Below are 26,601 nucleotides of genomic sequence, written 5' to 3'. Positions count from 1 at the left end.
CTCAGGCGCCGCGCGGCGAGCGACCACGGACTACAGGATCGCGTTCGGGTAGCCGAACCCCAGGCTCGATAAAGACTGGCGTGCCGCCGGGAACCTCCTCGAACACCGACTCGTAGCTGCGGATCGCCTCCTCCCGATCGGTGGAATGAAAGAGCACTCGCGTCCCGATCATGATGACGAACTCGCCGGGGAACTTGCTTGCTTCCTCATACTGGCGCCGGATCAAGCGTTGCCGTGAGTGCGATGGCGAGTCGTTGACATGAGTCGACGACCGCTGAGCCGCCTCTATGTCCTCTTCGGCCGCATCGTCAGGGGCGCTTTCCAGGTTCCATAGAGGTGGACTGATGAAGCTCGACAGGTTGGGCGCGGCTCTGGCCAGCAGAGCCATGGCGCGCGGCGAGAGGACAAGGACGGTGGACCCTTCGCGCGAGAGGCGGCTCCTCAACAGATCGAGGCGCTTCCAGTCGTCACCCGAGAGCGCCTCCAGCCCGGAGACGACGAGCAGCGCGCCTCGGCCCGCGCGCAGACGCCTTGCGAGCGCGGATGCATCCGGGGAAGCCTCCAGATGCTGCCCCCTGGAACGGTGAGCGATGCGCCGCGCCAGGGACAGCGTATCTCCCTCGGAGACGACGACCGCTCGGATTCCGCCAGGAGCGAGCTCCGCGTCGTTCCTGCGGCACAGCTCGTCAAGGCGAATCGACGGGAGCCCGACAGCGCTCATGCCGCCCCCTGGCGGTTGGCCATTTGCTCGAGGAGAGGTTCCAGTGTGGGCTGAACGACGAACCGCGAGCTGCCGTTCCGATACTCCAGCACGCGGCGGGTCATGAGGAGTACCATGTCGTCGTCCGACGTCGGGACGAAGGTCCCCGTCTGCCGCACGCGCTGCAAGACTTCGATTTCGGAGGGCTTGAGCCCGAAGATCAGCTGACGCCCGAAGGCGTCAGCGATGACGTCGATGTGCTCTTCCTCGACACGATCCGCGCCGCGCATATACGCCTCCTCTCCCGCCGAACGCGCCAGAGAAATGAGATCGCGGAGTACGCCGCCGGAGCGCTCGGCGAGCTTTCGACACACCGGTTCGGGGAGCAACTCCGACGGCGCTCGCCTTTGAAGGACGTCGACCAGGAAGGCGCGCCCTCGCTCGTCCTGCTGAACGTCGACCGCGTGCTGCGGGTAGAAGTGCTGAAAGTAGTCGGTGACCGTGCGGTGCGGACCGAACATGGATCGGAGCGGCCCCACAAGGACGATACCGATGCCGGCCTTCTGGATGGCGCGGACGTCCTGCTCGACCACGGTCGCGAACGCCGCCGGATCCGGCAGCCGGTCGAGTGAGTCGAACAGGAGCACGAGGTATGGGAAGCGCCTGCAGAGGCCGCTGCGGATCTGAGCGAGCCGCTGGGCCTTGTCCGCCACAGACGAATCGAGCGGCTTCTCCGGCGAGGACAGGAGCGGCTTCTCTTCAATGATGTCGTGGTAGCCGCGCTCCGGCTCATCATCATAGGGATCATAGGGCTCACCGGGGTCGTCGTCGAAGGGGACCCATACGTGACGATCATGACCGTAGGCCCAGCGTCGGAACTGCTCGCCGGCCTCGAGCGCCACCTTGTCGTCCCCGGGTTCCAGGTGCCGGCGGGCAGCAAGCCCGGCAGCGATGATCAGCGTTCCAGGTACCATGCTCTGGAGATCATGGATGAGGCTCAGGTCGATGTACTCGGCGCGCGTATCCGTGAGTTGATTCAAGCGGTCGCACGCGACCAGGAGCTGCGTGGTCTTGCCCGAGCCGATGCCACCGACAATCAGGTGCGACGAGGTGGGGTCGATCTCCAGCCGCGCGGCGACCTCGTCGGCTGTGGACCGCCCCGGTCGCGGTATGTAGAGACCGTCGCGGACCGCGCCGCGCGGATCTCCGGCGGGGTTGAACCGCGCCATGTACTCACGGAATTTTTCGAGCCGCGTGGTCACCTGGGGAGTATGGCAGCTTGCTCCCGAGCACGTCCACATGCGCGGCGCGTGAGCCCGCGAGGGGCACGGACGCGGACGTGCTCCCCTGTACGCTGCCTTGGCGCATGCCACGGCCGCGCCACCGCCTGCAAACATGCCGAGGGAGACCAGCTCCAACCCCGCCGCCGCGTTCGACCGTGACGATCTCCTGACGCGCTTCCCATCCGCGCCGACCGGCCGAGGTGGTCGCTGCTGGGGCCGCAGGCGGGCGATACGGGTGAGCCGGCGAAGGCGGTCCGGGCGGGGGCGGGGCTGGTCGGGCAGAAGGCGCCGGGGCGGGACGACGGGTCGCGGCGGTGAGTAGAGGACGATCCATGGTGTGGAGCCGGGTGGAGCGCCGGATCGATTTGGAGGGCAGAGCGTCGTCGAAGCGCCTCGTACGTGGCGCGCCCCTGAAATCTGCTCCTCGTGAGCGCTTATGTCGCGGATCGACTCGATGGGTCGCTGTCATCTTCACGAGCGGCTCGCCGCGCCGCGCGCCGCACAGCCACGTGGGAGCTACGTCGAGCGGTGCGGATGGCATTGGAGAGGGCTCTCCTGGTCAAGCCGAACCATGCGCTCGGGTTGGTCGTGCGGCCCTTTTTGTTGTAGGGTCCCCCCGCGCGCCCCCGCGGCTCGCAGCAGCGGAACGAGCACACATGGCGGACATGGCGGAAACGACGACGAGCCCGCTCGGGAAATGCCTTGTTGCGGTGCCCATCCTTCGCCTCGCCGGCGCCCGCCGCGGTGCCAGCCGCGCGCGAGTCGCGCGCGCCTTCGCCGGCCTCGCGTCTGCGGTCGCGGTCGCGCTCGGCGGCGCGGCGGCGCACGCGCAGGAGCCGGCGCGCGACCCGGTGGCCGCGGAGGCGCTCTTCAAGGCCGCGCGCGCGCTCGTCGACAAGGGGGACGACGCGGCGGGGTGCCCGAAGTTCGAGGCGAGCCTCGCGCTCAACCCCTCGGCGAGCACCCAGATCAACATCGCGCGTTGCCGCGAGCGCGAGGGCAAGCTCGCGACGGCCTGGCACGATTACCATCGGGCCCTCGTCCTGAACCGCGAGACGGCCGGGGAGCAGCGGCGGCGGAGCCTGGAGGAGGTCGCGAACAAGGGGATCGCGGCCCTCGAGCCGCGCGTGCCGAAGCTCGTGATCGTGGTCAAGGGCGCGCCCGCCGGCATGGAGGTGCTGCGCGACGGCACGGCGCTCCCGGCGGCCGCGCTCGGGGAGCCCCTGCCGGTGGATCCCGGCCCGCACGAGATCCGCGCGAGCGCGCCCGGGCACGAGGCAGAGACCCGCGCGATCACGCTCGCGGAGGGCGAGACGACGACGGTCGAGCTCACGCTGCGACCCGCGGCTGCGGCCGCGGCCAGCGCCGCGACGCCGCCCACCAGGGCGAACGAAGCGCGAGGCGGGGGCACCCCGACCTGGGCCTGGATCTCCGGAGCCGCCGGGATCGCGCTCGCCGGCGCGTCGGTCGGGTTCCTGATCGACGACCTCTCCGCGATCAGCGCGTTGCGTGAGAACTGCCGTGATGTCGCCGGCGGGACGTACTGCGACCCCGGCTATGACTTCGCGGCCGACAATGCGCGCAAGAACCGCGATTTCGGCCTCTTCGTCGGCCTCGGCGCCACGGGCCTCGTCGCGGTGGGGGCGGCGGTCTATGGGATCGTCCGGTCGGGCGGCGAAGAGGCGCCGGCGGCCGTCGCGCTCCCGTGGATCGCGCCGTCCGGCGCTGGCGCCAGCATCTCCGGGAGCTTCTGATGCGAACGGGCGAGACGAGACGCGTGGTGTTCAGGGCTCTCTCGGCGATGGTGATCCCGCTGGTCGCGGCGAGCGCGTGCATCCCTGACGTGGAGCCCACGGAGGGCGTGGTGGTGGGCGGCCAGTTCAACCGCCTGAACGACACGCGTTATCCGGCCACCGTGGCCGACTTCCGCCTCGATCGCTTCGAGGCGACGGTGGGCCGGTTCCGGCAGTTCGTCGCGGGGTACCCGGCGACCAGGCCGAAGGCGGGAGCGGGCGCTCATCGGCTCATCGAGGGCAGCGGCTGGGACCCGGCGTGGGATGCGAGCTTGCCCGCGGGGCAGGACGAGCTGCGGGCCTCGCTGCAATGCGATCCCAACTTCCGGACGTGGACCGATGAGCCCGCCGGCAACGAGGCGGCGCCGATCAACTGCGTGAGCTGGTATCTTGCGTTCGCGTTCTGCGCATGGGACGAGGGCCGGCTGCCCACGGAGGCGGAGTGGAACTACGCCGCGGTCGGGGGGAACGAGCACCGCGCGTATCCGTGGGGAGACGAGGCCCCGAGCCAGGATCTGGCGGTGTTCGGCTGCGACTCCACGATGACGGTGTGCCCGATCCCGTCCGTCGGGTCGAAATCCCCGGCGGGCGACGGGAGATGGGGACAAGCCGACCTGGCGGGGAGCTTGTTCGAGTGGGTCCTCGATTACCACGCCGATCTGACGGCGACGTGCATCAACTGCGCGACGCTGACCGACGGAGGCTTCGGGAGGGGCTCCCGCGGAGGGGCGTTCTCCCACACCGAGGAGACGCTCAGTCCGACGTACCGTATCGGCGAGCTGCCGGAGAGGACGCTGTCTTTCTACGGTTTCCGCTGCGCGCGGGGCGAGTAGGGGCAGACCGCGTCCTGGCGCAGCCGTGCTCCTCGCCCGTGTTCTTCATTCCGTGCGAGTACGTCAGGCGCTGGCAGTCGCTTGATCGGGATCACTCCCCCGCTCCGTGCAGCGTCTGCAGCCGCTCTTCGATATCGAGGTAGGAGAAGTACTCGGGGTTCTTGTCCTTGAGCTGCTTCTCGATCTCCTTCCGCCGGACGGAGTCCCCCGCCTCGAAGGCGGCCTTTCTTTCCTCCATCAGGCGCGAGATCTCCTCGCCAAACGGGTGCGTGCCATCGAACGCGGGGGAGAGCAGGATCTCCTCCACGGGCTTGTTCGCGTAGAGATCTGTGGCGTCATCGACCACGCAGGCCTTCCGCTCCCGGTCGTAGCGACAGACGAACACACGGGCGCCTGGAACCGAGCCGACAATGAAGGGAGAGTGCGTTGTGGCGATGATCTGAAGATTCGGGAAAATGCTGAGCACGTCGCCCAGGAAGCGCTTCTGCCAGCGAGGATGCAGGTGGTTCTCGGCCTCGTCGATGAGCAGCAGTCCAGGCGTTTTGCAGAGCTCGGAGGCTTCCGTCTCGCGCAGGACGTGCACGGCGTACATCTTGCCGAGCAATCCGCGCGGCGTCGCCCACGAGCTCGCCAGGCCACCGCTGGACCGCCCTGCCCTCGCTCGGAGGCTCTTCGGGCGGCGCCACGGGCGCCATCACCGCCTGCACCGCGGTCCACTCCCGCCGCGCCTGCACGAAGAGCTCTAGGGCACCGAACACGCTAGAGTCCCTTGCGGTTTGTTTCTCTCCCGTATTCCTGGCCCTTGGCGCTCGCTTCCCGGCAGAACGGTCGAGCCCCGCAACCCATTGAATTTAGATAGCTTTCAACCTGTTTGTCCCTCTAGAGGTCGACCTTGCCAGGCTACGAGGCCGAAGAGCTGAGTGCACCGAGGTTGCTCGACGGCCTGGCAGGCAGGCCTACCGCGCGGCAACAGGCGCGGGCAGCGGCTGATGCTCCGACAAGGCGTACGCGAGCCGTAGGCGGCACTTGGTGACACCTCGGGCCGGTTCAGCGAGACAGCCGCGGGTGCCCAGGCGCGGTCAAACCGGTTCCTCCAGACGGTTTCCAGTGCGCGTGGGGCGGTCGAACCGGTCACCAGCGCTCGGTTCCGGTGCGCGTGGGGCGGTCGAACCGGTCACCAGCGCTCGGTTCCGGTGCGCGTGGGGCGGTCGAACCGGTCACCAGCGCTCGGTTCCAGTGCGCGTGGGGCGGTCGAACCGGTCACCAGCGCTCGGTTCCGGTGCGCGTGGGGCGGTCGAACCGTCCCCGCACGCTGAGTCGCGACGAACGAGAAGGCCCGGTCGTTCAGGAGCACGCCGGAAGGGCGACACCGTGACCAGCCCTCCAGCACGTCCGCAACCCACGGCATGCGACCCAAAAGCGCCGCCCGCCAGCGGCAGCCACGGCGCACACCGCGCCGGCGAGGGCCGCGGCGCCCCTCGCCGATCGCGCGCTTGCACCCGAGCCCGGAAATCGGGTAGCCCGGTAGGTCACGGCGCGGGGCGTAAGTGGGCATGGTGCAAGGGTAATCGCCGTGGATCTCGACGCCTTCCCCGGGGCCGCCGCCCGCCGCGCGCTGCTCGCCGCGGCGCTCGTGCTCGCCTTCGGCGTCGCCCACGGCGTCCCGGGGGCACGCGAAGCCGCCGCCGCCGAGCCGCTCGTCTGGGTGGCGCCCGAGAGCGTCCGCGTCGCGCCGTGGAGCAACGGCCCGCAGCAGGGCGCCCCCGCTCCGGACGAGGCGCGCGCCGCGCCCGTCGCGGTCGACCCTGCCGCGCCCGTCGCGCTCACCGGGGGGCAGCTGCTCCTCGTGCCCGTGGAGCCAGGCGACCGGCTGGAAGTGCGGGGCGACGTCGCAGGGATCGGCCTCGGCTCCGGCGTCGGGAGCACGCCAGACGTGATCACGTGGATGCCGCTGCCACCCGTCAGCGCCGGCGCGCGCGACGCCGCGGTGCCGACGTGGTCGAGCGCGCGCTTCGTCGTCGTGCGCGCGGCCGCCGCGCGCGGCGCCGGGGGCACGCCGGTCGCCGTGCGGGTCGCCGCGCGGGAGCGCGCGCCGCTGGCCTGGTACCGCCTCGACGAGGACGTCGCCGCATGGCTCGGCGGCCGCGCGCCCGCGCCGGCCACCGCGCCGGGCGAGGCGGGCGCGCTGCTCCGCTGGGTCGACGCCGCGCGCGCAGCGCTCTCCGCCCCGGCCACGGCGGGCGCGCGCCTCGACCCGGCGGGCGCGCGCCTCGACCCGGCCGCCGCCGCATGGCTCACCGCGCGCTATCTCGAGGAGTCGCTGCTCGTCCGGCCGCTCGTCGAGCCGTACTTCGCGGCGCGCGGCGTCGAGCTGCACGGAGGCCGCGAAAGCCCCGATCTCCCGGCCGTCGAGCGCGCCACGCCGTGGCGCTCGCTCGGCGCCGGGGCGCGGCTCGAGCTCCGCGCGCCCGGCGCGGACGTGCTGCGCATCGCCCTCCGGGCGCGCACCTACGGGACCACGCGCGTCGTGGTGCGCGCCGGCGGCGCCGTCGTCCGGGAGCTCGTCGTGCGCACCGGGTCGCGCCTCGCGGACGCCGCGCGCTGGCGTGAGCCGCGGTGGATCCGGGTGCCCCTGCCGGTCGATGCGCGCGCGGCGACCATCGACGTCGTCGAGGGGGAGCTCGCCGTCGCCGCCAGAGGCTACCAGCTGCGCGCCAGCGTCGCCGAGCTCCTCACGCCGCAGCGCGACCGCGCCGCCCTGCTCGATCGTGCGGCGCGGCGCGATCAGGCCGGCGACGGCGAGCGCGCGCCGGTCCACGCCGAGGCGCCGCGGCTCCTCGCCGCCGCAGACCGGGCCGCCGCGCCGGACGCCGCGAAGGCCGCGCTCGACCTCGCCGCGCGGCCGGCCGTGCCGCCGCCGCTCCGGGCGCTCCTCCTCGCCGAGTCGGTGCGGTGGGCGCCCTCCTCCGGCGCGGCGTTCGCGCGCGCGGCGCAAGCCTACACGGCGGCGCAGGCGCTGGTCGCGGCGCGAGGTGATGCGGCGGCGCAGGGCCGCGCGGCGGCGGGCGCCACGTCGCTCCAGCGCGCCGTCCTCGCGCGGCTCGCCGCGGCGCACGCGGAGCCGGGCGCCGCGGACGCGCCCTGGTCCGGGCCCGCTCGGCCCGGGGCAGCCGGGCCCGGGGCAGCTGGGCCCGGGGCCGCGGCGCCGCGCGAGCCCGCCGGAGGGCGCGCGCACCCGGACGACGTCGCGGCCGTGTCCGCGCTGGGCGCGGCGATCTCGCCGCCGCGCGATGGCCGCCGGCCAGCGGGGGCGCCGCTCGCGGAGCGTTACGCGCTCGGCCATGGCGACGTCGAGAGCGCGGCGCCGCTCGCGCGCACCGCCTGGGCGCGCGAGGCCCCGTGGGACGCGCTCGACATCCCCGACGGCGTGGCCGCGTGGAGCGCGATCGCGCAGCCTCGCGACGCGCTGCCGCCGGCGGGAGGCGCCACACCGGGGCGCGCCGCCGCGGACGGCTTCTGCGAGGTGGACGCGGAGTCCGGGCTCCGCTGGACGCTCCTCGACGCCGCGCGCGCGCAGATCGACGTCGAGGCGCCGCCGGGGGCCCACGCGCGGGTGCTCCTGCGGAGCGCCTCGAGCCAGGTGGTCCCCGAGTCGCCGGTGCTCATCGACGGCGCGCCGGCCGCGGTGCACGGCGGCGCCGGGCTCACGTCGGTCGTCGCCGTGGCGCCCGGGGCGCGCACGTTCCAGCGGCCGCCGGGCGCTCCGCCGGTGCTCGCGCGCATCCCGCGCAGCGGGCGCGCGCCGTGCGCGTCGCTGCGCGAGATCGTGCAGTGGGCCTGGGTCGACGGCTCCGCGACCTTCGCGCTCCCCGACCCGGAGCGCGCCACGCTGGCCCGCGTCGTCATCGCGCCGCCCGCCGTGGCGGGCGAGGCGGCGCTGGCGTCCGGAGCTCCGGGCGCCGCTGCGCCGTCGCCTGGAGCTCCGGGCGCCGCTGCGCCGTCGCCTGGAGCGCAAGGCGCCGCTGCGCCGGCGCCCGGAGCAGCGGCGCTGGCGTCCGGAGCGCGAGGCGCGCCGCCCCCGGCCGACGGCCCCGCGCGCGTGCTCCGCGTGCGCGCTGGCGCCGCCGTCCACGAGGCCTGGGTGCGCGCCGGCGTCACGGGCTCGATCGAGGTCCCGGTCGCCGCCGGCGCGCACGAGCTGCGCGTCGAGACCGATGCGCCGACGCTGCTCCGCGCCTCGGTGCGCCTGCACCCCGCCGCGCCCGGCGCCCCGCGCGCCGTCACGCCGGTGCGCCCGCCGGACGGCGCGCCCGTCGACGGCACGCTCGAGCAGATCCGGGGCGCCACGCGCGCCCTTCGCGCCGCGCCCTCACCAGCCCGCGCCGCGCCCTCACCCGCCCGCGCCGCGCTCCACGCGCAGCGCGCCGCGGCGCTCGACGCCCTCGGCTTCCCGGCGCTCGCCGCGCTCGACCGCCCCGCCGAGGAGGATCCCTGGGACGCGGCGCATCTGCCCGGCGCGCCGACCGCGGGCGCGCCGCCGAGCACCGTCCTCACCCTGCCGCCGGGCAGCCCGGTGGCGGTCCCGCTCGGCCTGGCGGCGCGCGTGCCGCCGCTCCCGCTGCCCGACGACCGCGCGCCCCTCGCGGCCGCGCGCGGCGCGCGCGCCAGCGTCGATCCGCGGCGCGGCGTCGCGCTGCTCGCGGGCCCCGCGGGCGACAGCTCGGGCGCGGACGCGCTGCTGCTCGGCCTCCTCGCCGAGCGCTCCGGCGAGGTGCAGCTCGCCGCCGACGCCTTCACCCGGATCGGGCTCGCCCACCGCTCCTCCGCGGCGCTCGCCCGGGCCGCGAACCTGGCCACCGACGTCGCTTCCGCCGCCCCGGCGCCCGATCGACGGCTCACGCTGCGCGCCCTCGTGCTCGCCGAGCTCGCCGTCCAGGAGGCCGCCCGCGAGGCCTCCGCCGGCCAGCAAGGCCCCGCGCCCGCGGCCTCGGGGAGCGCCGCGCAGGGCCCGGCCGTGGCGCCTCCCGCCGGCGCCGCGCCGCCGCCTGTCCAGCTCCCGCCGGCCGCCCTCGCGCGGCTGGCCCCGGTGACCGGCTGGGCCGTGCCGCCGCGCGCCGACGCCACGGCCGGCACGGCCACGCTCGAGATCCGGGCCAGGGCCGATCGCGATCTGCCGCTCCGCGTGCGGGTGCGGCGCGCGCTCGTCGATGCGCCCGAGGCGTCGCTCCTCATCACCGACGGCGCGCGCGCCGAGTTCCGGCTCGACCGCGCCGCGCCGGGCGCGATCGAGCTCGACGGCGTCTGCCGGGCGCTCGACCGCGAGGAGACCCCTTGCGCGTTCTCGATCGCGCTCGACGGCGAGCCGGTCGCGTGCTCCGCGGCGTCCGCGCCGATGGCTGACCGCTGCGTCGTGCAGGTGCCGCGGGGCAGCCACCGCATCGAGGCGCGGCCTCCGGCGGACCGCAGCGTCCTCGGCTGGATCCGCGCGACCGCGGCCGGCGCGGCGCAGCCCTTCTCGGGCCGCGCCCTGTCGACCTGGAACGACATCGACCCGGCGCGCCCCCTGGAGCTCGCGTTCGTCGGCCCGACCGTCGTGCGCATCCGCGCCCGCGCCGCCTACGAGTGCGCGTCGCCCCGCGCGCGCGCCGCGCCCGCGGACGGCGGGGATCCGGCTTGCCGTCCCGAGGTCGCCGCGGCCGCGCCCTCCGGCCAGCTGCGCTTCTCGGTGGCGCCGCTCGACGTTGCCGGCGGCGAGGCCGGCGGCGGCGCGGTGGAGGAGGGGACCCTCGCGCTCGACGCCTCCGAGGACCGCGCCGCGCGCCGCCTGGGCGTCACGCGCGAGCCGTTCTTCTGGCTCGGCGGCGAGGTCGAGTCCCGCGTCGCCGTCCTCCCCGAGGGCCCGCATGTGCTGCGCGTCGCCTCGCCCGGCGGCCGGGCGCTGCTCCGCGTCGAGCTCGCCGTCGCGAACGGCGTGCCCCGCCCCCGTGTGCCGCCGCCCGCGCCGCCGCCGCTGCCCGCGCCGCCCGCGCCCGCGGACGAGCTGCTTCGCCCGGCGCCCCCGGTGGGAGAGGACCCGGACCCGGGGCCGCTCTCCGTCGGCGGCTACGCGCGCCTCACCGACAGCGAGCTCGCCGAGGAGGACCACCGTCTTCCGGTCCGCTCCCTCGAGCTCGGCCTCGACGTGCACCGCGAGCTGATCGAGCGGCGCGCCTGGATCGCGGCCGCGGGGTTCGGCCGGCTGCGCGACGGGCCGGAGAGCTTCGGCGCGGAGGCGCGCTTCGACCTGAGCTCGAGCGGCTGGGTTCCCGGCGGCTCGCTGAGCGGCCGCGTCGTGTTCCAGCCGGACGCCAGCGACGCCATGGGCGCCAGGGCGAGCGCGACCGCGTTCTGGTCCATCCCGCTCGGCGAGCTCACGCTCTCGCCGTGGGCGGGCTTCACGTGGCTCATGGTGGACGAGTCGCTGCGGGGCTTCATCGGCGCCGACAAGGACGTCTACACGCCGTACGGCGCCACGCACGACACGCAGGCCTCGCTCGGGGCGCGCCTGCGGTACCGGCCGTTCGTCGATGCGCTCCTCACGGCGGGCACGTCGCTGCGCCTGAGCCCGGTGCCGTCGGAGCTCGACCGCATCGACGCGACGCTCGACCTCGACCTGCTCCCCGGCCGGGGGCTGTGGCCGTGGATCCAGCTCGGCTGGCTCGCGAGCTACAGGCCGGTGAACGAGACGCGCGACGAGCCCTTCCTGCGCGACGCGTTCACCGCGGGGCTCACGTTCTGGAGCTGGCTCGCGCGCGGGCACCGCGCCTCGCTCGGCGTGGAAGGGACGTTCCTGTTCGACGTCCCGAGCCTGGCCGAGACCTCGCCGCGCGCCTCGGGGCTGGTCTTCCTCCGCTACGACTACACAGCCCGCCGCGGCCTCCGCGACTTCCCGCCGGCGTCGACGCCGTTCCGCGACCGCCAGGAGGAGGGGAGCGGGCGCCTCGAGCGCGAGCGGCCTGCGGTCGAGCCCTCGTGGGAAGAGCCGTGAAGTCGGCTGCCCTGCCGGCGCGGGCGCGCGCCCTCTCGCCGCAGGACGCGTGCGCCGCGTCCCCCGCGGATTGACCGGCTCGTCGTGCGGGCCGCCGCAGGCGCCTGCAGCGGCAGGAAGCGGGCCGCAGACCTGCGCGATCGTGCGACATCGACGAGATCGCAGGAACCATTGAATGAAAACAAGTCGAGCGGGAACGCACGAGCATGACACTCAGCAAGCTCTCGATTCCGCTCTTCTGCATGGCGTCGCTCCTCCTGGGTTGCCCGAGCAGCTCTCCCGAGGAGAGCGACACCACCTATGACGAGCTGCTCCAGGAAGGGGTGGACAAGATCCGCGCTGGCGGGATCGTCGCCGTGCACGCGGAGGTGCTCGACGGCGACCGGCGGATCCTCGCCCGCAGCGGCGCGGCGCAGCTCGGTGGCGAGGCGCCGATCGACTTCGACAGCTACTTCCGGATGGGCAGCAACACCAAGACGTTCGTCGCCGTCGTGGCGCTGCAGCTCGCCGCAGAAGGAGCGCTGTCGCTGGACGACACGGTCGAGCAGTGGCTCCCCGGCGTCGTGTCGGGCAACGGCAACGACGGCTCGCTGATCACGATCCGCCAGCTGCTCCAGCACACGAGCGGCCTCTACAACTACACCGGTCAGGGCGAGCCGGGCCTGGAAGCGCTGCGCTCCGCCGACGAGTACATGCAGCATCGGCTCGACCACATGGAGCCGGAAGAGCTCGTGGCGCTCGCCATGGAACACAAGCCGAATTTCGATCCGGAGACGCAGTGGGCCTACTCCAACACGAACTACGTGCTCGCCGGCATGATCATCGAGCGTGTCACCGGAAATCACTGGAGCGAGGAGGTCGAGGCGCGCATCCTCGATCCGCTCAGCCTAACCCGCACGTTCGAGCCCGGCGACGAGACGGATCTGCCTGCCCCGCACGCCGTGGCCTACCAGCAGTACGAGGTCGGCGGGCCGCTCGTCGACGTCACGATCGCGAACCAGAGCTTCGCCGACGCCGCCGGCTCCCTCGTCACGACCACCGCGGACCTCGCGAAATTCTGGCGGGCGCTGAGCGAAGGCTCGCTGCTCGAGCCGGAGCAGATGGCGGAGCTCCACGACACGGTCCCGGCGCCGGCCCTCGACCCGATCGCGCCTGGCATCGGTTATGGCCTCGGGATCGCGTGGATCCCGACGAGCTGCGGCGGAGGATACTGGAGCCACCCCGGCGACACGCTCGGGTACTCGACCCGGAACGCCGCGAGCGACGACGGCTCGCGCGTCGTCGTGATGTCGCTGTCGACGTCGACCAACGACGTCGAGGCCAGCTACGCCACGATCGTCGACACCTTCGAGATCATCGATCGGCTCATGTGCGCCGATTGAGCTCGGGTCTATTTCTTCACCGTTGAATGCACGAAGTGCAGCTTCCATTCATTCCCGACCTTCTTGAAGATCGCGCTCTCCAGAAAGTCGCGTGTGATGGTGCTCGCGTCGTTCTGCGTGAATTTGCCGTGGTTGATGTAGATCATGCTCCCCGAGCTGCTGTCGACGTCGATCTTGACGTCGTCCAATGAAAAATCGGCTTTGGCTATCGGGGATCCATTGATGATCGCGATCAGACCGTCGTTGTCGATGATCTTTCCGTTCTCGTAGATGGTAAAGTCGGGCGTCGTCAAGGTCTTCATTCGTGCGAAGTCCCTCCGGGTGACGCAGTCGAAATACGACACGATGACTGCCTTCAGCTTTTCGGGACTGTCGGGTCCAGGTCGATGGGGCTGACAGGCAGACAACGCTCCGGCGAGCGCCAGGGGAATGAACGCTGGTTTCATGGATACCGTCGACATTGCCATCGCCGGGAGCTGTTATCAATAGATATTCCCGGCGGCCGCTCACGGGTGGGAGCGGCGGCGGCGCCGGTCGCGTCGCCTCGATCGGGCGGTGCGGGCGCGGGCCGGGGCGCTGCTCGCTTGCGCCCCGTGGCCTCCAATCAACCTATCACGCCATGCGCACTGACTAGATCGGCGGCAGGTTATTGGCGACGGTCGCCCAGCCCTCTCCGACGGCTCCGGTGTGGCCCAACGGGGCGCCCGCGGCAGGACGCCATCGCGGGCGCTCACTCGCCTGGGAAGAGCTCCTCGGCCGTCATGTACTTCGCCCCGAGCGCTCGCGCGAACTCCCGGTCGCTCTCCATATCGCCGACCATGACCAGGTGCTCGCGCGCGAGCTTGTGGCGCTGGATCAGCGATATCCCGAGCCCCGGCAGGGGCTTGCGGCAGAAGCAGCCGACCGGAAACGCCGGGTGCGGGCAGTACACGACCTCGGCCACGGGCAGGCCGAGGAGCTCGATCGTCCGCGAGAACGCGGCCAGGACAGCCTCTTCGGTCACCGATCCTTTCGAGATGCCGCTCTGGTTCGACACGAAGAAGAGCGTGTATCCGCCTTCGACCCAGCGCTCCAGGACCGCGCGCCGACCGGGCAGGAGCTCGACGTCGTCGGGGTCGCGCGGGTAGATTTCGCCGCTCTTGGTCCTGCGCAGCGTGCCGTCGACGTCGAGGAGCAGGCCCTTGCCCGTGAAGAGCGGATCGACGCGCCGGGCAAACGGGATCTCCTCGACCACCGAGAAGCCCTCATCCACGTGCGGCGCCTCGAAATTCGCAGCCCACCGCGAGAGCGCCTGCGGCGGCGGCAGGTTGGGATCCTCTTTGCCGAGCGCTTTCATGTCCTCCGGCCCGAGCAGCTTGCCGTAGCGCTCGAGGAGGCGGAGGACGACGTTCGCGTAGGCCTCGTTGATGGGCGTGGCCAGGTACCGGCACCGGACCGGCACGCCGTGCGCGTGCGCCATCCGGAGCACCGCGTAGCGCGACGCGCGCGTGCCGTACGTATTGTCGAGGACCACCCGCGTCTGCCCCGAGGAGAGCAGCTCTCCGAGCTTCTTGACCACGCCGTCGAGCGTGCCGCCGAGCTCATCGCGGTTCAGGCGCGCGTACCCTCTGGCCGTGTAGCGGGCGACCTCCGACGATTTGCCTGCCCCTTGGATTCCCATGACCACGACCACCTCGGGCGCATCGCCGGGGCCCTCTCCGGGCTCGAGCTTGCGCAGGCCGGCGGGGATCACGGGCGGCGCGACCGAGGCCAGCACATCGGCCGTGGGCGCGAAGCTGGTCTTCGAGAGGTCGGCTCGATCGCGCGCGCCAAAGGGGACCCGGAGCGCGCGCAAGCAGGACTCGACGCTCTCCCGCCTGGTCGCCCCGAACAGGGGAAGGACCGGGGGGCCGAGATCGAGCAGGGCCGCGAGGGCCGCCTCCTGGGGCGTGATGCTGTGCCGCGCGGCGATGGGCTTGATCGCGCGGTTCTTGAGGAGGCCATCGACCTTGGCGTGACCGCCGAGCGGCCGGTGGGCGAGGAACGGAATGCCCATTTGCCTGGCGAGCTCGAAGAGGCCTCGGGCTGCGCTGCCGCGATCGAGGACGCTCAGCTCCTCCTGGATGGCCCGCACCGGAAAGTGCCGCTCGGCCTGGCGGACCTCTGCGATGGAGGTGTTGCTGAGGCCGAGGTGCTCGATGAGGCCCTCTTTCTGGAGCTCGGCGAGCGCGGCGAGGCTCTCTTCGAGGGGGGTCTTGGGGTCGGTCACGTGGAGGAGGAGCATGAAAATCCGCGAGACGCCGAGCGCCTTCAGGCTGCCCTCGACCGTGCGGCGCAGGTGGTCGCGGCTGCCGTTCGGGACCCATCGCCCTTTGGGTCGGGTGAGGCCCGCCTTGGTGATGACGCGCACGTCGTCGCGCGGGCCGGACCACGCGTCGAGCGCCTTGCGGACGAGGCGCTCGCCATGGTGGGCCTCACGGTCGGTGAGGCAGTAAGAATCGGCGGTGTCGAGGAGGCGTATGCCTCGATCGAGGGCGACGTGGATGACGGCTGTCGCGTCCTCTTCCGAGGGGCGCCCCTCCGTGGCCAGCCGGAGCAGGCCGAGGCCGAGGGGGACGTCGAGGGGGCCTAGGACACCGTAGGGCGAGGGGGCGGGAGTCACGGAGACGATGACGTAGCCAGGTCCGCGGATCGATGCAAGCGCTGGCGCCGATGTTGTGATCTGTCACGCCATGCGTACTGAATAGATCGGCGGCAGGTTGTTGGCGACGGTCGCCCAGCCCTCTCCGCCGTCATCGCTCACGTAGAGATTGCCCGTGGTGGTGCCGAATGCGACAGTGCCGTCCTTGTTGGCGAGCGCGTGGCGGTAGATGACGTCGTAGGCTTGCTCCTGAGGCAAACCCCAGCGGAGCTGCTCCCAGGTCTCACCGCCGTCCTTCGTGCGAGCCACGAAGAGCGCGCCGTCGACGGTGATTCGCTGCATGTCCGACTTGCCGGGGACGACCCACGCCGTGCGTCCGTCCCTCGCGTCCGCCGTGATGGGGAAGCCGAAATGCACGCCTTGCTCTGGACGGCTCACCTTGCGCCAGCTCTTTGCGCCGTCGCAGCTGTAGTAGATCCCGACGTGGTTCTGCTGCCAGACATGGTCGGGATCGCCCTCGCATTGCTCGATGTAATGCGTATCGTGGCCCCACTCGGCGTCTGGTTCGGGCGTGTGATCGAGCCGCATGCCGTTGTTGCGCGGTTGCCAGGTCTCTCCGCCGTCCGCTGTTTCGATGACGCCCGCCGTGGACACGGCGACGAGCATTCGCTTCGGGTCACGCGGGTCCACAACGATGGAGTGAATGCCCGGGGCGAACTCGCCCCCCTCGGAGGCCGGCGTGCCAAACCATTTCGTCTCGCCTTTGCCCTCGCCTGTGAACAGGTCGCCACCGCGTGACTCGTGGTTCCAGAGCGGCCGGTTGAGCTCGAAGGAGCCGCCGCCGTCGCGGCTGACGAACAGGCCACCCGGAATGGTGCCCACGTAGACCGCGCCGCCCGGGCCGAAGCCGATGATCCAGAGCTTCTGCACCGTGGCCGGGCGCGTGACGATCTTGATGCCGACGCCGAAGTCGCTGCTGGCGTCTTCGTACATGTCCTGGCCGATGTAGCGAGCGCCCTCGGGATATTTGATCTGGGCGGGGTTGTCGTTCCAGGTCTCGCCTTCGTCCGTCGAGACGGACAGCTTGGCCCCCCAATGGCCGAAGCCGAGGAGCGCCCAGAGCTTGCCCGTGTAGGGATCGCGCGCGACATAGTTGACGCCGCCGCCGGCGTGGCCCGCGAGGCGCGGCTTCCACGAGCCGTTCTTCTTCTCGACGACAAACGTGCCTTTTCGCGTGCCTACCAGGATACGGCTTGCCATTTCACCCTCCGCTCAACGCCTGCAGAATATGGACCTCGTCGTCGGCAGCGACCGCGTCCGTGAGCCCCTTGCGGTCGCGGATCATCTGCTTGCCGACGAAGATGTTGACGTGCGTCCGCAAGCGGCCGCGCTCGTCGCAGATGTAGAAGCCGATGCCGGGCGCGAGCTTCTCCAGGGCCGCTACGACCTCACCTGCTGTCGACGCCTCGACGATGAGGTGTTGACCTTCGAGGTGCGGAAAGAAGGTGTAGAGATGGCGCGTCAGGTGGACAGACGGCATGGCGTGCTTGCCGTACTCCCGATCTCGCCGCGCGTCAATTGGTTTTCAAGGCCGGCAGGCAAGGCGCAGCCACACGCAGAGCCCCGATGTTCTCAGGGCCCAGGCCTTCCCGCGCTCGTGCCCGCTTCCGCTTCCGCTACCACCTCCGCAACCGCGTTGCGTCGAGAGCGCTCTCGTCAGCGCACGGGGGGCTCCGAGGCGCGCTTCAGGCCGGTCAGCACCCTGTAGCGGGCGGCCATGGCCTCCAGCTCGCCGGGGGCGAAGACGTCCTCGATGCGGTCGAAGCCGTGGGGCGCGCGCTCATAGGCGATCTGCAAGCACTGCTCCGGACCGTTGCGGCGATTCGCCGCGACGATGGCGGCGGTGGCGGGCAGGCGCTCGGCCTCGTAGGCGGCCAGCGCCTCCACCGGATCGGCATGAGCGGCGAGCGCGCGGACCAGGGCGCGGGCGTCCAGGATGGCCTGGCTCGCCCCGTTGGAGCCGTTCGGATACATGGGATGGGCGGCGTCGCCCAGCAGCGTCATGCGCCCATGGCTCCAGCGCGGCAGGGGATCGCGGTCGACCAGCGGGAACTCGTAGATCGCCTCGGCGCTCCGGACGAGGCCGGGCACATCCAGCCAGCCGAAGCGCCAGTCCTCGAACCTGGGCAGGAAGTCGGCGGGGTCGCCCCGCCGGTTCCAGTCCTCTCGTCGCAGGCTCCTGGCGAACGCGAGATCGGCGGCCCAGTTGATCGTCTGGCGGCCGTCCGGCCCCGGTGGGGAGATCGGATAGACGACGAACTTCTGGTCCTGATGCCCGGCGATGATCATGCTGGCGCCGGTGAGGAAGGGCGCCGCAAGGGTGGTCCCCCGCCAGAGGATGTGACCGCCGTAGATCGGCGGCCCCTCGTCCGGATAGAGGCTGGCGCGCCCCGCCGAGTGGATGCCGTCGGCGCAGATCAGGAGGTCGGCGGAGACCTTCCACGCCGCGCCCGCGCGATCGAGGAAGAGCGCCTCGACGCGGCCCCCGCCCTGCTCGTGGCCCGCGAGGCGCCGATCGCAGAGCACCCGGTCGGGGCCCAGCCGCTCGACGGCGGCGTCGAACAGCACGCCTTGGAGGGCGCCGCGGTGGAGGGAGAGCTGCGGCGTGGCATGACCCGCGAAGCGGCCGCGGGGCTCGCCCCAGATGCGCTGGCCGAAGCGGTTGAAATAGATGAGCTCGCGGGTCGCCACGCTCTGGGCCGACAGGGCCTCGAAGAGACCCAGCTCGCCCAGCACCTCGGCGGCGTGGGGCAGGAGGTTGATGCCGACCCCGAGCGGCAGGATGGTGGGCGCCGCCTCGAACACCGTCACCTCATGACCCGAGCCGTGCAGCGCCAGAGCCGCGGCCAGGCCGCCGATCCCACCGCCCGCGACGATCACCTGCATACGTCCTCCTGTAGACATGCGGCTCGACGCCGCCCCTCGTTGAAGCCGCCGCCGATCGCCGGCACGGCGGCCGCGGAGGGTCATCATCGCGGCCGCCGCGCATTGAAACGAGCGCGCCGAGCGGTCCACGGTTCCTTACCACGGTGACCTCGCCGCCGCTCGAGGACAGCACGTACCTGGCGTGCAGCACCATGCCCGATCCGAGCAGCTGGTCGTCTCCTCCCGATCAGGTCCTGAAGGTCGAGCAGGAGGCCCGCGGGATCACCCGCAGGCTACATGTCCGAGAACTCGATCTTCTCGAGCTCGAGGAGCAGCGCGAGGTTCGCGGGATCGGTGCGCGACGGCGCGAAGCCGATCCACCGGAGGCCGCTGGCCCTCGCCCTCTCCCATGTCGCGCGGCACGCCGCGAACCATTCACGAATGAACTCGTCCTGGCTATCTCGGAACTCTTCCGGCCGGTACATCATGGATCGATAGGACTGGAGCATCATGATCTTCGTGAACGTGGACAGCTCGATGTCGCGCGGCTTTTCATCCGACCAGGTCAGCATCCCCTTGGTCAGCTCGTAGCCGACCCTCGCGTCCGGATCCTCCGTGAGCGCCTCGAGCTTCGCCCGGTCGGCGGGCGGGAACAGATCGTTCGAGTCCCTGTCGAACAAGTCGTTCATTCGACGAGCGTATCCAGGTGGCCATACCGCGTCCAGGGGCCGCCCGCGTCCGCTTAACGGCTCTGCTCGCATGTCGTGGGGATCGACGTCGTAGCCGGTGTCGGACGTCCCGAAATGGGACTCGAGGTTCGCCGCCGGCGCGCCCGAGACGGCGGCGCGGAAGCGCTTCGTCTTGCCGATCGCCCGCGCCGCCATGAAGCCGCCCTACGACTTGCCCGCGATGGCGACGCGATCGCCGTCAATCGTGCCCTCGGCGACCAGCTCGTCGATGGCGGCGAGGTGCTCCGGCAGGTCGCGCTCGCCCCAGCGCCCCCGCAGGCGATCGGCGAACTCCTTTCCTTGTCCGGCCGAGCCGACAGGGTTCAAGGACAGGACGGCCCACCCGCGGGACACCAGCACATACCAGTACGGCCGGTACGTGAAGCCGAACTCGACGGACGCGTGCGGGCCCCCGTGCACATGGACGAGCAGCGGTACGGGTCCCCCTCCGCCTCCCGGCGGCAGCATCAGGAGGCCGACGTTCTTCATCCCCGACGCGCCGGGGAACTCCCGCAGCGCGACGTCGGGCCACGCGCGATCCTCGCCCCACGCCTCGTTGACGTCGATGAGCAGCCGCGCGTCCGAGCCGCCCCAGCGCGCGCTCCCGAGCAGGCCGCAGAGGCGCATGGTGCTCCACAGGAACGCGATGGGGCCCTCCCGGGTCCGGCTGAGCGCGATGAGGCGCCCGTCGGGCGACCACGCAGGGTCGCGCTCGTTCGCGTCGCCGCGCGTGATCTGCCGCGCCTGTTCGTGTCCGAGCCGAACGTGATCTGCCGCGGAGCGCCTCCGCTCGCGGGGATCAGCCACAGGTTGGAGACGTAGGTGTCCGCCTCGGCGTCGATCTCCTCGAGGACATAAACGACCCAGCGGCCGTCGGGCGAGAGGACCATCTCGGTGACGAGCTTGAACGACAGCAGGTCGTCCGCCTCGAAGCGGCGGGCGTGGGGATGTCGCATGGTACAGAGAGGCGAGCCGGGGGGGCGGATGTCAAGACCTCCTCGGAGCGGCAAGGATCTCACGAGACCAGGCGCCGTGTACCGTGGACGGGATGGCGCTCAGGGAACTGCGCATCTCCCCGACAGGAGCGCCGACAGGCTCATGCGCTCGTCGCGGTCCATGGCGAGGGTGACGGGCTCGTCTTCAGACGCTCGGCCTCGCCCAGGGTGCCGCCGCAGCGTTGCTGCTCGGCCTGGCCGGCGCCTCGGCAGCACACGCACAACCCGCGAGGTCGATCTCCTCGTCGTGGCCATCCCACCGTACAGCCACGCTGCACGCGCTGGTGGACATGGAGGACCTTGCGCGATCCGCGTTCCTCCCGGAAAAGTGACGCTGGTTCAGCAACTTATCCATGCGTCGACGGGGCCGCGTCCACGCCACGGCCCGCGGGGTGAGCGCCGCGCTGCAACGGAGAGTCTTCGCCTGCGCCACCGAGCTGTCACGAGCGCGGCGCACGCTGGTTCCGAGGAACATGCAGATCGACCCGCCAGCCACACTGGGACGACACACCGTGACCCTGTACCTCGGGCCGGTGGAGGACGAAGGCCCCGAGGCCTGCGAGTCGTCGGGCGAAGCCATCTGGTTCGACCGCCGGGATCCGCAATCCATTCGCCGCGCTCAGGAGATCCTCCGGGACCGGCTGCGGCTCTCGGTCGCACCGACGCTGTGCGACGAGCCTTCGCCTGGCCTCGGGGCAGCGCTGGGCCGGATCCTCGCGGCCCTCGTCGGAATGGGGCTCGGCGCGGCGAGGGCTGCGGCGCGAGAGGGCCGCTGAGGCCGGTTGCCGTGGTCATTGGCCGGCAGGCGGCTGCCAGAGCTCTACCTTGTTTCCTTCTGGATCGATGACCCAGGCAAACTTCCCGTACTCGGAATCGTCAATCTTCTCGAGAACGTTGCAGCCTTCTTCGCGCAAGACCTTGACGAGGGCGTGGAGATCCTCGACCCGGTAGTTGACCATGAACGTCGCCGTGCTGGGCGCAAGAGCCGTGCCGCGAAGCGGCGCCGGCTCGAACGATCTGTCGGCTATCGCATCATAGGTTGGCGGATGATGGTCTTCCACTTCGCCGGATCGGCGCGACGTATGTCGCTCAGATACACCTCATGGTGCTTTCCTGCGAGCGCCGAGCGCGCAACGATAAAGTCATGGACTCGCTGAATGGTCGGCCCTTCTTCGGTGAAGGGGCCAATGTGAAGTATCTGAGCGCAAGACCCTTCGGTGAAGTCCTCCAGCCTGAGCGCGTCCAGCGCGGGGAGCGCCTTCTTTCGCCTCACTTCCGCCATGGCCGTCTGGATCACCGCTTCCTCCACGAAGTGAGGCTGCATGATCATCATCGTCCATTTCCACCTCGACCTGTCGTTGGAGGTGAAGGCGGACATGTCCTCCGACCACCAGAGGCCTTCGAGAGGCATGACCGCGTAGTCGATTCCTCGCGACGCCTTCTTTATCATGAACTTCGTCGTGTAGGCGACGGAGAACAGCGCTTCCACTGCCTCGGCATACGCCTGTGATGTGTTGGGGTCGCCCTCGCCGTCGATCATGAGGAACCGAAATGTCGGCACGTCAACCCGAACCACCTCCTTCGCGGATGCCTGGTAGAGATGTTTGAGCTCCCTCTTGAGATCAACCTTCGACACGAATGCACCTGATGATAGCCAACCTGTTGCGCTCCAGCCGGGGCGCGTCAGCGCCTCTTCTCCGTGAACCAGCCGTTGTAGTCAAAGAACGGGTGCCCCCGAACCCGGTGCCCGCTCCGTAGCTCGTCCAGCGACCACAGGTGCGGCGTGTAGTCGTCCATCGCGGCCCCGCTGAACCGGGACAGCAGCCCGGCCACGAACCCGGCCACCTGCTCATCGCCGGGGTGCCGCCCGGACACGTCGGCGATCACGCAGGCCGCCGGCTCGCCCCCGAACCTCTGGACGATGTCGGCCCAGTCCTCCGGCTCGTGCTCAAGAGGGCCGTGCCGGTACAGGTTGATGTACAGGCAGGCGTCACCGGCCACGAACACGACCCACGGGTCCCGCTGCTCCGGGTAGGCGGCGTCGAGGTACGCCGTGACCGCAGACTCCATCGTGTCCCGCAGGAAAACAACGACCGATCGCATCGCGCCCCTACCGCCTCCGCTCGCCGAAGGTACCGGCGCTCCGGCGGCGAGCGCAAGCTCGTCCGTGCCAAGCGCCATGTGGCCGCGAGGGCAACACAGCCATGCCCTCCCTTGACACCGTACGTCGCCTCGAAGCGGGCGATCGTCTTGGAGACGCTGGACATGGACATGCCGATACGCCGGCCGGTCTCGGCGAACGACCCCGCGTCCACGACCGCCATGAAGCACCGCGGCTGCGGGAGGGACATCTCGGACAGCGACGTGGACATGGCGTCGACGAGTGGTCGATCGCAGCGCGTCGCACGATTCCCGCGACCGCTCTCGGCGAGGACCAACGCGAGGAGGCTCCCCTGTACGAGCTCACGGCGCGCGCGCCCTAACGCAGCCCCTCCACGCGCCTGACGAAGGCGCTCATCAACGCGGCGCATTCGGCCGGATGGGTCTCCAGCAGGAAATGAGGGCCGTCGAGGATGTGCGCCTCCATGCGCGGGAGCGCCTTCATCCAGGAGAGGGTCTCCTCGAGATCGAAGAAGATATCGTGCCGCCCCCACAGCATCAGCGCCGGGGGTTGCCAGCGGCCGAGATAATCGGCGATCTCCCCGAATCGCGCGACATGGCTGCGATAGTCGAGCACCAGCGCACGCTGCGCCTCGAGCCGGCCGGGGAGCGACATGATCCGCCAGTCCTCCTCCCACAGCCTGGGATCGATGCGCTCGGCGATGTCCCGGGGCACGCCGCCCAGATATTGGTCGCGCGTCCCCTCGAAGGTCAGGTGGGCGGTCGCCTCGGCTTCCCGCTCCGGCGTGGGATCGTCCCAGTAGGCCCTGGTCGCCGACCATTGCGGCCCCATCCCGCTCTCATGTGCGTTGGCATTCTGGACGATGAGGCTGCGTATCCTGCGGGGCGCGCGCGTGGCGAGGTGAAGTCCTACCGCCGTTCCATAATCGTGGAGGTAGAGGTGGAAGGACCCGGCTCCGAGCCGCGCGAGCAGTCCGTCGATCATGTCCGCGAAACGCGAGAATGAGGGGCGCTCGACCGGCTCGGAGCCGCCGAACCCCGGAAGGTCCGGGGTGATCACGAAGCCGTCCCGCGCGAGGGGGTCGATCACGTTCCGGAACGATTCCGAGGAGCTTGGAAAGCCGTGGATCAGGAGAATCGCCGGCTTCTCCCGATCGCCCGCCAGGCGGACCGCGATTTCGGCACCTTCGATCTCGAACCTCACCAGCTCCGGTTTACTCATCGCACCTGGTTCCTTCGATGCCTTCAATCGTCTGACGGGCCCCCCGGCAGAAGGTGACACGCCCTTCGCGCGTCGGCCACTGTCTCCCCCCTTCAAGCGGTCTATTTCGCCTGCCCTGCGCTGCCTGAAGGCTCGCGGGTGAGCCGCGGAGCCCGCCGAGGCCGACGTCCCATCGTGCCACGCCCGTCCGACCTGTCGCGAGGCTTCGGTCATCCAGGCCGCAGGCTTCGTCGGCTCCAGCCGCTTGTTCGCCGAGCCCGGCCCCGGTCGTCATTTCAGCAGGGATACGAACCGGTTGAGGATCGGAGTGATCTGCGGAAGCTCGGGGAGCCTCGCGACGAGATCATCCGGGAGCGGCCGTCCCCCGACGGCGGCGATCTGGGCCCCGATGGCCGCAATGGTATCGGCGTCGCCGCCCAGCGAGACTGCGGTCGCGATGACCGCGCCGGTGGGATCGTCCGTGGTCGCCGCTGCGACGAACAGGGCCATCGGTACGGCCTCAACCACATGGCCGGAGCACCCGAACCGGACAGCGGCTTCGCTCGGTGAGCCTCGAAAGTCGGCGAGATCAAGCAGATGATCGCGAACCGCTGTGTCCGGCAGATCGGCCGCGACCACGGAGAGGAGATCCTGCGGAACAGCGTCATTGGAGGCGCAATGTCGTAGTGCGACGACGACGGCGAGCGCACCGGCGTAAGCTTCGTCGCTGTGGTGTGTGATCCGTGAGACATCACGAATCGTTCGACGGTCCGCCTCGACGCTCGGGTCCAGGAAGAACGACAACGGCGCTGCGCGCATGGCAGCACCCGAGCCTGAGGCGAACTCACCGCGAGCTCCAGCAAGAGCCCAGTGGGCACCAGCGGCGAGATCGCGAAGCGCCTTGAGCGTCGCAGAGCCCACGCCGGAGATGCGGCCAGCCTCGAACCAGTGACGAAAGCGCTCGGCGATCCGCTCCGGCTGTACGCGTCCTCGGCTCAGCACGATGGCTTCGCACGTGGCGAGGGTCAGCCAGGTGTCATCGGAGAGCCGCGGAGCCTCTGGAAAGACGGGCTGTACCGGCCCGGCAAGGCCCTCGTACGGACCGCCCCATGCGTCGCCGAGCGCACCAGCGAGGAGGCAGCTGCGTGCGCGCGTTCGCATCTCGACGGTCGTCATTGATCTCGATCCTACGCGAACTCCAGCCGCGCCGCTCGTCCTCCGGCCAACGTCTTGGCAATCAAGCCAGGGCGGTTATGGGGGCTCGGGGCGCGGTGGCGACTCGATCGGCCTCGCGCATCGCGCATCGCCTACCTCGACGAGGACCGGCTCACGGTCGAGGGTGTCACCTTCACGCTGGGGCCGCCGGGCAAGGGCGGCATAGGCGGGATGGGAAGGGGGAGCTTTCCGAGCGCGTGCTTGATGACGATTTCCCACGCTGTCGCTGCCGAGATGTAGACGTCAGTACCGTCTGCGACGAGCATCTCCACGACGTCGCGCCTGATCCTCTCAGGGTCGGCGACGAGCCAGATCCAGCAGTGTGTGTCGAGCAGCAACCTCATGTCTCGCCATCGAACGCTCGCTGTAGGTCCTCCGGCAGCGGCGCATCGAAGTCATCGGCAATCTGGACCGTACCCCGATCCATGCCAAGCGCTGCCCGCTTGTCGCGTGGCGCAGCCTTCTGCGGGGCGGTGACGAGGACGATCACCTCCGCTGGACCTTCTGGAAGGTCTGCGGGCACCTGCAGCTCTACCCGACGGTCTGCGGGGATGACGATGGGGATCTTGGCGGCTAGCACGCTTCTTCCTCTTGCTCCGTTACCGGCGGACTCCGTCTAGCGTCAGAGCTCCCCGGCGTCACGCGCGATGCCCGAGGCGGGCCGGGCGCGCGCGCCGAGCTCGCCTTCGGCGCCGAACATGCCGTGCGGCAGGAATGCCTGGTCCGCGAGGCGCATGGGCTTGCCGGGCTCGCGCGGGACACGCGAGGCCCGCCGTCGCCCTTCCGTGATAGGAGAGGCCGATGGATCGGCTCGACGCCATGCTCGTTTTCCTGGCCGTTGTCGACACCGGCAGCCTGTCCGCGGCGGGCCGGCGGCTGCAGGCGCCGCTGCCTACCGTCAGCCGCAAGGTCGCGGAGCTCGAACGTCATCTCGGCACGCAGCTTCTGATCCGCACCAGTCGCCGGGTCGAGCTGACCGAGGCGGCGCGGGAGTACGCGATCGCCGCGCGGCACATCCTCGAGCAGCTGCAGGAAGCCGAGCAGGCCGTCGCGGGCGAATATCAGGAGCCTCGGGGGGAGCTGACCGTCACGGCGCCGACGATGTTCGGCGAGCTGCACGTACTGCCCGTCGCCAGCGAGTTCCTTGCCGCGCATCCGAAGATCGATCTGCGCCTCTTCCTGACGGACGTGATGGTGAACGTCGTGGAGGAGCATGTGCACGTGGCGGTCCGGATCGGAGAGCTGGAGGACAGCTCGTTGATGGCGAGACGCGTCGGGTCGACACGCTCCATCACCTGCGCGAGCCCGGGCTACCTGCGGGCATTCGGCGCCCCTCGGGCGCCAGAGGACCTGACGGGACGGGACGGCGTGACCTACCGTGGGTTCGTGTCCTCGCCCTGGCGGTACGTTCAGGGCGCCTCCCACGTGATCGCGGAGCCGCGCGCGCGGGTGGCGGTCAATTCGCCCGCTGCGGCGGTGGTGGCGGCCAAGGCAGGCCTGGGGATCACGAGAGCCCTGGACTACCAGATCGCATCGGAGCTGCGAAGCGGGGCCCTCACGCCGCTCCTCGAGGCCTTCGAGGTGCCTGCGCTTCCGATCCACCTCGTCTTCTCCGGTCAGGGCCGCCTACCGCTGAAGGTCCGCGCCTTCCTGGACTGGATGGCGCCCCGGCTGCAGGCCCGGCTCGCGGCCGAAGGCGTCGGGGCGCCGGCGGGGCAACCGAGACCAGGCGCCTAGCGGCCCGCCGAGGCGACGGCAGCCTCTCGTTTTACGAGAGG

21 protein-coding genes and 4 pseudogenes are annotated in these 26,601 nt (G+C 71.0%); 7 read left to right on the top strand and 18 right to left on the bottom strand.

Translation table 11 applies throughout. The features are described 5' to 3' along the window. Position 1: 1 nt before the first annotated feature. Complete coding sequence (locus WMF22_RS41050; RefSeq protein ID WP_438033274.1) at positions 2-721, bottom strand: hypothetical protein; 720 nt, start codon at positions 719-721, stop codon at positions 2-4. Then, entirely contained in the window at positions 718-1,962 is a 1,245-nt protein-coding gene (locus WMF22_RS41045) for a hypothetical protein (protein ID WP_438033273.1), read from the bottom strand. Before WMF22_RS41045 ends, WMF22_RS41050 begins: the two co-directional genes overlap by 4 nt. A gap of 677 nt (positions 1,963-2,639) precedes the next feature. Between WMF22_RS41045 and WMF22_RS41040 the strand changes: the two genes are divergently transcribed. Further along, positions 2,640-3,737: a PEGA domain-containing protein gene (locus tag WMF22_RS41040; protein WP_438033272.1), complete on the top strand. Its 1,098-nt coding sequence runs from the start codon at positions 2,640-2,642 to the stop codon at positions 3,735-3,737. A 23-nt stretch (positions 3,738-3,760) separates the two neighbouring features. Further along, positions 3,761-4,609, top strand: a complete 849-nt coding sequence (locus WMF22_RS41035) for a formylglycine-generating enzyme family protein (RefSeq protein ID WP_438033271.1) — start codon at positions 3,761-3,763, stop codon at positions 4,607-4,609. A 91-nt stretch (positions 4,610-4,700) separates the two neighbouring features. Here the strand turns inward: WMF22_RS41035 and WMF22_RS41030 are convergent, their stop codons facing one another. After that, positions 4,701-5,201 carry an AAA family ATPase gene (locus WMF22_RS41030; RefSeq protein WP_438033270.1) on the bottom strand — a complete coding sequence of 167 codons (501 nt, stop codon included), beginning with the start codon at positions 5,199-5,201 and terminating at the stop codon, positions 4,701-4,703. 981 nt (positions 5,202-6,182) lie between these two features. Between WMF22_RS41030 and WMF22_RS41025 the strand changes: the two genes are divergently transcribed. Both WMF22_RS41025 and WMF22_RS41020 read left to right on the top strand, forming a co-directional pair. Further along, positions 6,183-11,636: a hypothetical protein gene (locus WMF22_RS41025; RefSeq protein WP_438033269.1), complete on the top strand. Its 5,454-nt coding sequence runs from the start codon at positions 6,183-6,185 to the stop codon at positions 11,634-11,636. Positions 11,637-11,842: 206 nt separating this feature from the next. Further along, positions 11,843-13,018: a serine hydrolase domain-containing protein gene (locus WMF22_RS41020; protein ID WP_438033268.1), complete on the top strand. Its 1,176-nt coding sequence runs from the start codon at positions 11,843-11,845 to the stop codon at positions 13,016-13,018. An 8-nt stretch (positions 13,019-13,026) separates the two neighbouring features. Here the strand turns inward: WMF22_RS41020 and WMF22_RS41015 are convergent, their stop codons facing one another. The 7 genes from WMF22_RS41015 to WMF22_RS40985 form a co-directional block, all read right to left on the bottom strand. Beyond that, positions 13,027-13,485, bottom strand: coding sequence for a nuclear transport factor 2 family protein (locus tag WMF22_RS41015; RefSeq protein ID WP_438033267.1), 459 nt, complete (start codon positions 13,483-13,485; stop codon positions 13,027-13,029). Positions 13,486-13,748: 263 nt separating this feature from the next. Continuing rightward, entirely contained in the window at positions 13,749-15,659 is a 1,911-nt protein-coding gene (locus WMF22_RS41010) for an aldo/keto reductase (protein ID WP_438033266.1), read from the bottom strand. 63 nt (positions 15,660-15,722) lie between these two features. Further along, positions 15,723-16,898: a WD40/YVTN/BNR-like repeat-containing protein gene (locus tag WMF22_RS41005; protein ID WP_438033265.1), complete on the bottom strand. Its 1,176-nt coding sequence runs from the start codon at positions 16,896-16,898 to the stop codon at positions 15,723-15,725. 1 nt (position 16,899) lies between these two features. Next, complete coding sequence (locus tag WMF22_RS41000) at positions 16,900-17,178, bottom strand: MoaD/ThiS family protein (RefSeq protein WP_044966815.1); 279 nt, start codon at positions 17,176-17,178, stop codon at positions 16,900-16,902. A gap of 176 nt (positions 17,179-17,354) precedes the next feature. Beyond that, positions 17,355-18,584, bottom strand: coding sequence for a flavin-dependent oxidoreductase (locus WMF22_RS40995; RefSeq protein WP_438033264.1), 1,230 nt, complete (start codon positions 18,582-18,584; stop codon positions 17,355-17,357). A gap of 272 nt (positions 18,585-18,856) precedes the next feature. Beyond that, a complete protein-coding gene (locus WMF22_RS40990; protein WP_438033263.1) occupies positions 18,857-19,252 on the bottom strand; it encodes a hypothetical protein in 396 nt (131 codons plus the stop codon). A gap of 204 nt (positions 19,253-19,456) precedes the next feature. After that, a complete protein-coding gene (locus WMF22_RS40985) occupies positions 19,457-20,098 on the bottom strand; it encodes a prolyl oligopeptidase family serine peptidase (RefSeq protein WP_438033262.1) in 642 nt (213 codons plus the stop codon). A gap of 541 nt (positions 20,099-20,639) precedes the next feature. Between WMF22_RS40985 and WMF22_RS40980 the strand changes: the two genes are divergently transcribed. After that, positions 20,640-21,062: a hypothetical protein gene (locus tag WMF22_RS40980; RefSeq protein ID WP_438033261.1), complete on the top strand. Its 423-nt coding sequence runs from the start codon at positions 20,640-20,642 to the stop codon at positions 21,060-21,062. Positions 21,063-21,077: 15 nt separating this feature from the next. Here WMF22_RS40980 and WMF22_RS40975 read toward each other — a convergent pair. The 6 genes and pseudogenes from WMF22_RS40975 to WMF22_RS40950 form a co-directional block, all read right to left on the bottom strand. Further along, positions 21,078-21,266: pseudogene (locus tag WMF22_RS40975) on the bottom strand (VOC family protein); the annotation flags it as partial. A gap of 44 nt (positions 21,267-21,310) precedes the next feature. Then, entirely contained in the window at positions 21,311-21,922 is a 612-nt protein-coding gene (locus WMF22_RS40970) for a GyrI-like domain-containing protein (RefSeq protein WP_438033260.1), read from the bottom strand. Positions 21,923-21,969: 47 nt separating this feature from the next. Further along, a complete protein-coding gene (locus WMF22_RS40965; RefSeq protein ID WP_438037351.1) occupies positions 21,970-22,389 on the bottom strand; it encodes a hypothetical protein in 420 nt (139 codons plus the stop codon). A 122-nt stretch (positions 22,390-22,511) separates the two neighbouring features. Further along, positions 22,512-22,610: pseudogene (locus WMF22_RS40960) on the bottom strand (LysR family transcriptional regulator); the annotation flags it as partial. A 155-nt stretch (positions 22,611-22,765) separates the two neighbouring features. Next, positions 22,766-23,611: an alpha/beta fold hydrolase gene (locus WMF22_RS40955; protein ID WP_438033259.1), complete on the bottom strand. Its 846-nt coding sequence runs from the start codon at positions 23,609-23,611 to the stop codon at positions 22,766-22,768. Positions 23,612-23,899: 288 nt separating this feature from the next. Then, positions 23,900-24,784, bottom strand: coding sequence for an ADP-ribosylglycohydrolase family protein (locus WMF22_RS40950; protein WP_438033258.1), 885 nt, complete (start codon positions 24,782-24,784; stop codon positions 23,900-23,902). Between the two features lie 58 nt (positions 24,785-24,842). On the opposite strand from WMF22_RS40950, the pseudogene WMF22_RS40945 reads away from it, so the two are divergent. Further along, positions 24,843-25,063 (top strand): annotated as a pseudogene (locus WMF22_RS40945) (hypothetical protein); the annotation flags it as partial. Here WMF22_RS40945 and WMF22_RS40940 read toward each other — a convergent pair. After that, a pseudogene (locus tag WMF22_RS40940) lies at positions 25,036-25,167 on the bottom strand (type II toxin-antitoxin system VapC family toxin); the annotation flags it as partial. The pseudogenes WMF22_RS40945 and WMF22_RS40940 overlap by 28 nt on opposite strands. After that, on the bottom strand, positions 25,164-25,403 hold the full coding sequence (locus WMF22_RS40935; protein WP_437295354.1) for a hypothetical protein: 240 nt from the start codon (positions 25,401-25,403) through the stop codon (positions 25,164-25,166). The gene WMF22_RS40935 and the pseudogene WMF22_RS40940, both read right to left, overlap by 4 nt. Before the next feature lie 221 nt (positions 25,404-25,624). Between WMF22_RS40935 and WMF22_RS40930 the strand changes: the two genes are divergently transcribed. After that, a complete protein-coding gene (locus WMF22_RS40930) occupies positions 25,625-26,560 on the top strand; it encodes a LysR family transcriptional regulator (protein ID WP_437295353.1) in 936 nt (311 codons plus the stop codon). Positions 26,561-26,601 lie beyond the last annotated feature (41 nt).

Origin of the sequence: Sorangium sp. So ce204, assembly GCF_051526795.1 — a bacterium.
In the GTDB taxonomy this organism is placed as follows: domain Bacteria; phylum Myxococcota_A; class Polyangia; order Polyangiales; family Polyangiaceae; genus Sorangium; species Sorangium cellulosum_B.
This window is presented reverse-complemented; position numbering and strand designations above follow the sequence as displayed.

Bases quoted from the DNA above. Each gene is read 5' to 3' on its own strand.
- WMF22_RS41050 (WP_438033274.1), bottom strand. From the start codon at position 721: ATGAGCGCTGTCGGGCTCCCGTCGATTCGCCTTGACGAGCTGTGCCGC.
- WMF22_RS41040 (WP_438033272.1), top strand. From the start codon at position 2,640: ATGGCGGACATGGCGGAAACGACGACGAGCCCGCTCGGGAAATGCCTT.
- WMF22_RS41030 (WP_438033270.1), bottom strand. From the start codon at position 5,201: ATGTACGCCGTGCACGTCCTGCGCGAGACGGAAGCCTCCGAGCTCTGC.
- WMF22_RS41020 (WP_438033268.1), top strand. From the start codon at position 11,843: ATGACACTCAGCAAGCTCTCGATTCCGCTCTTCTGCATGGCGTCGCTC.
- WMF22_RS41015 (WP_438033267.1), bottom strand. From the start codon at position 13,485: ATGGCAATGTCGACGGTATCCATGAAACCAGCGTTCATTCCCCTGGCG.
- WMF22_RS41005 (WP_438033265.1), bottom strand. From the start codon at position 16,898: ATGGCAAGCCGTATCCTGGTAGGCACGCGAAAAGGCACGTTTGTCGTC.
- WMF22_RS41000 (WP_044966815.1), bottom strand. From the start codon at position 17,178: ATGCCGTCTGTCCACCTGACGCGCCATCTCTACACCTTCTTTCCGCAC.
- WMF22_RS40995 (WP_438033264.1), bottom strand. From the start codon at position 18,584: ATGCAGGTGATCGTCGCGGGCGGTGGGATCGGCGGCCTGGCCGCGGCT.
- WMF22_RS40990 (WP_438033263.1), bottom strand. From the start codon at position 19,252: ATGAACGACTTGTTCGACAGGGACTCGAACGATCTGTTCCCGCCCGCC.
- WMF22_RS40980 (WP_438033261.1), top strand. From the start codon at position 20,640: ATGCGTCGACGGGGCCGCGTCCACGCCACGGCCCGCGGGGTGAGCGCC.
- WMF22_RS40965 (WP_438037351.1), bottom strand. From the start codon at position 22,389: ATGCGATCGGTCGTTGTTTTCCTGCGGGACACGATGGAGTCTGCGGTC.
- WMF22_RS40950 (WP_438033258.1), bottom strand. From the start codon at position 24,784: ATGACGACCGTCGAGATGCGAACGCGCGCACGCAGCTGCCTCCTCGCT.
- WMF22_RS40930 (WP_437295353.1), top strand. From the start codon at position 25,625: ATGGATCGGCTCGACGCCATGCTCGTTTTCCTGGCCGTTGTCGACACC.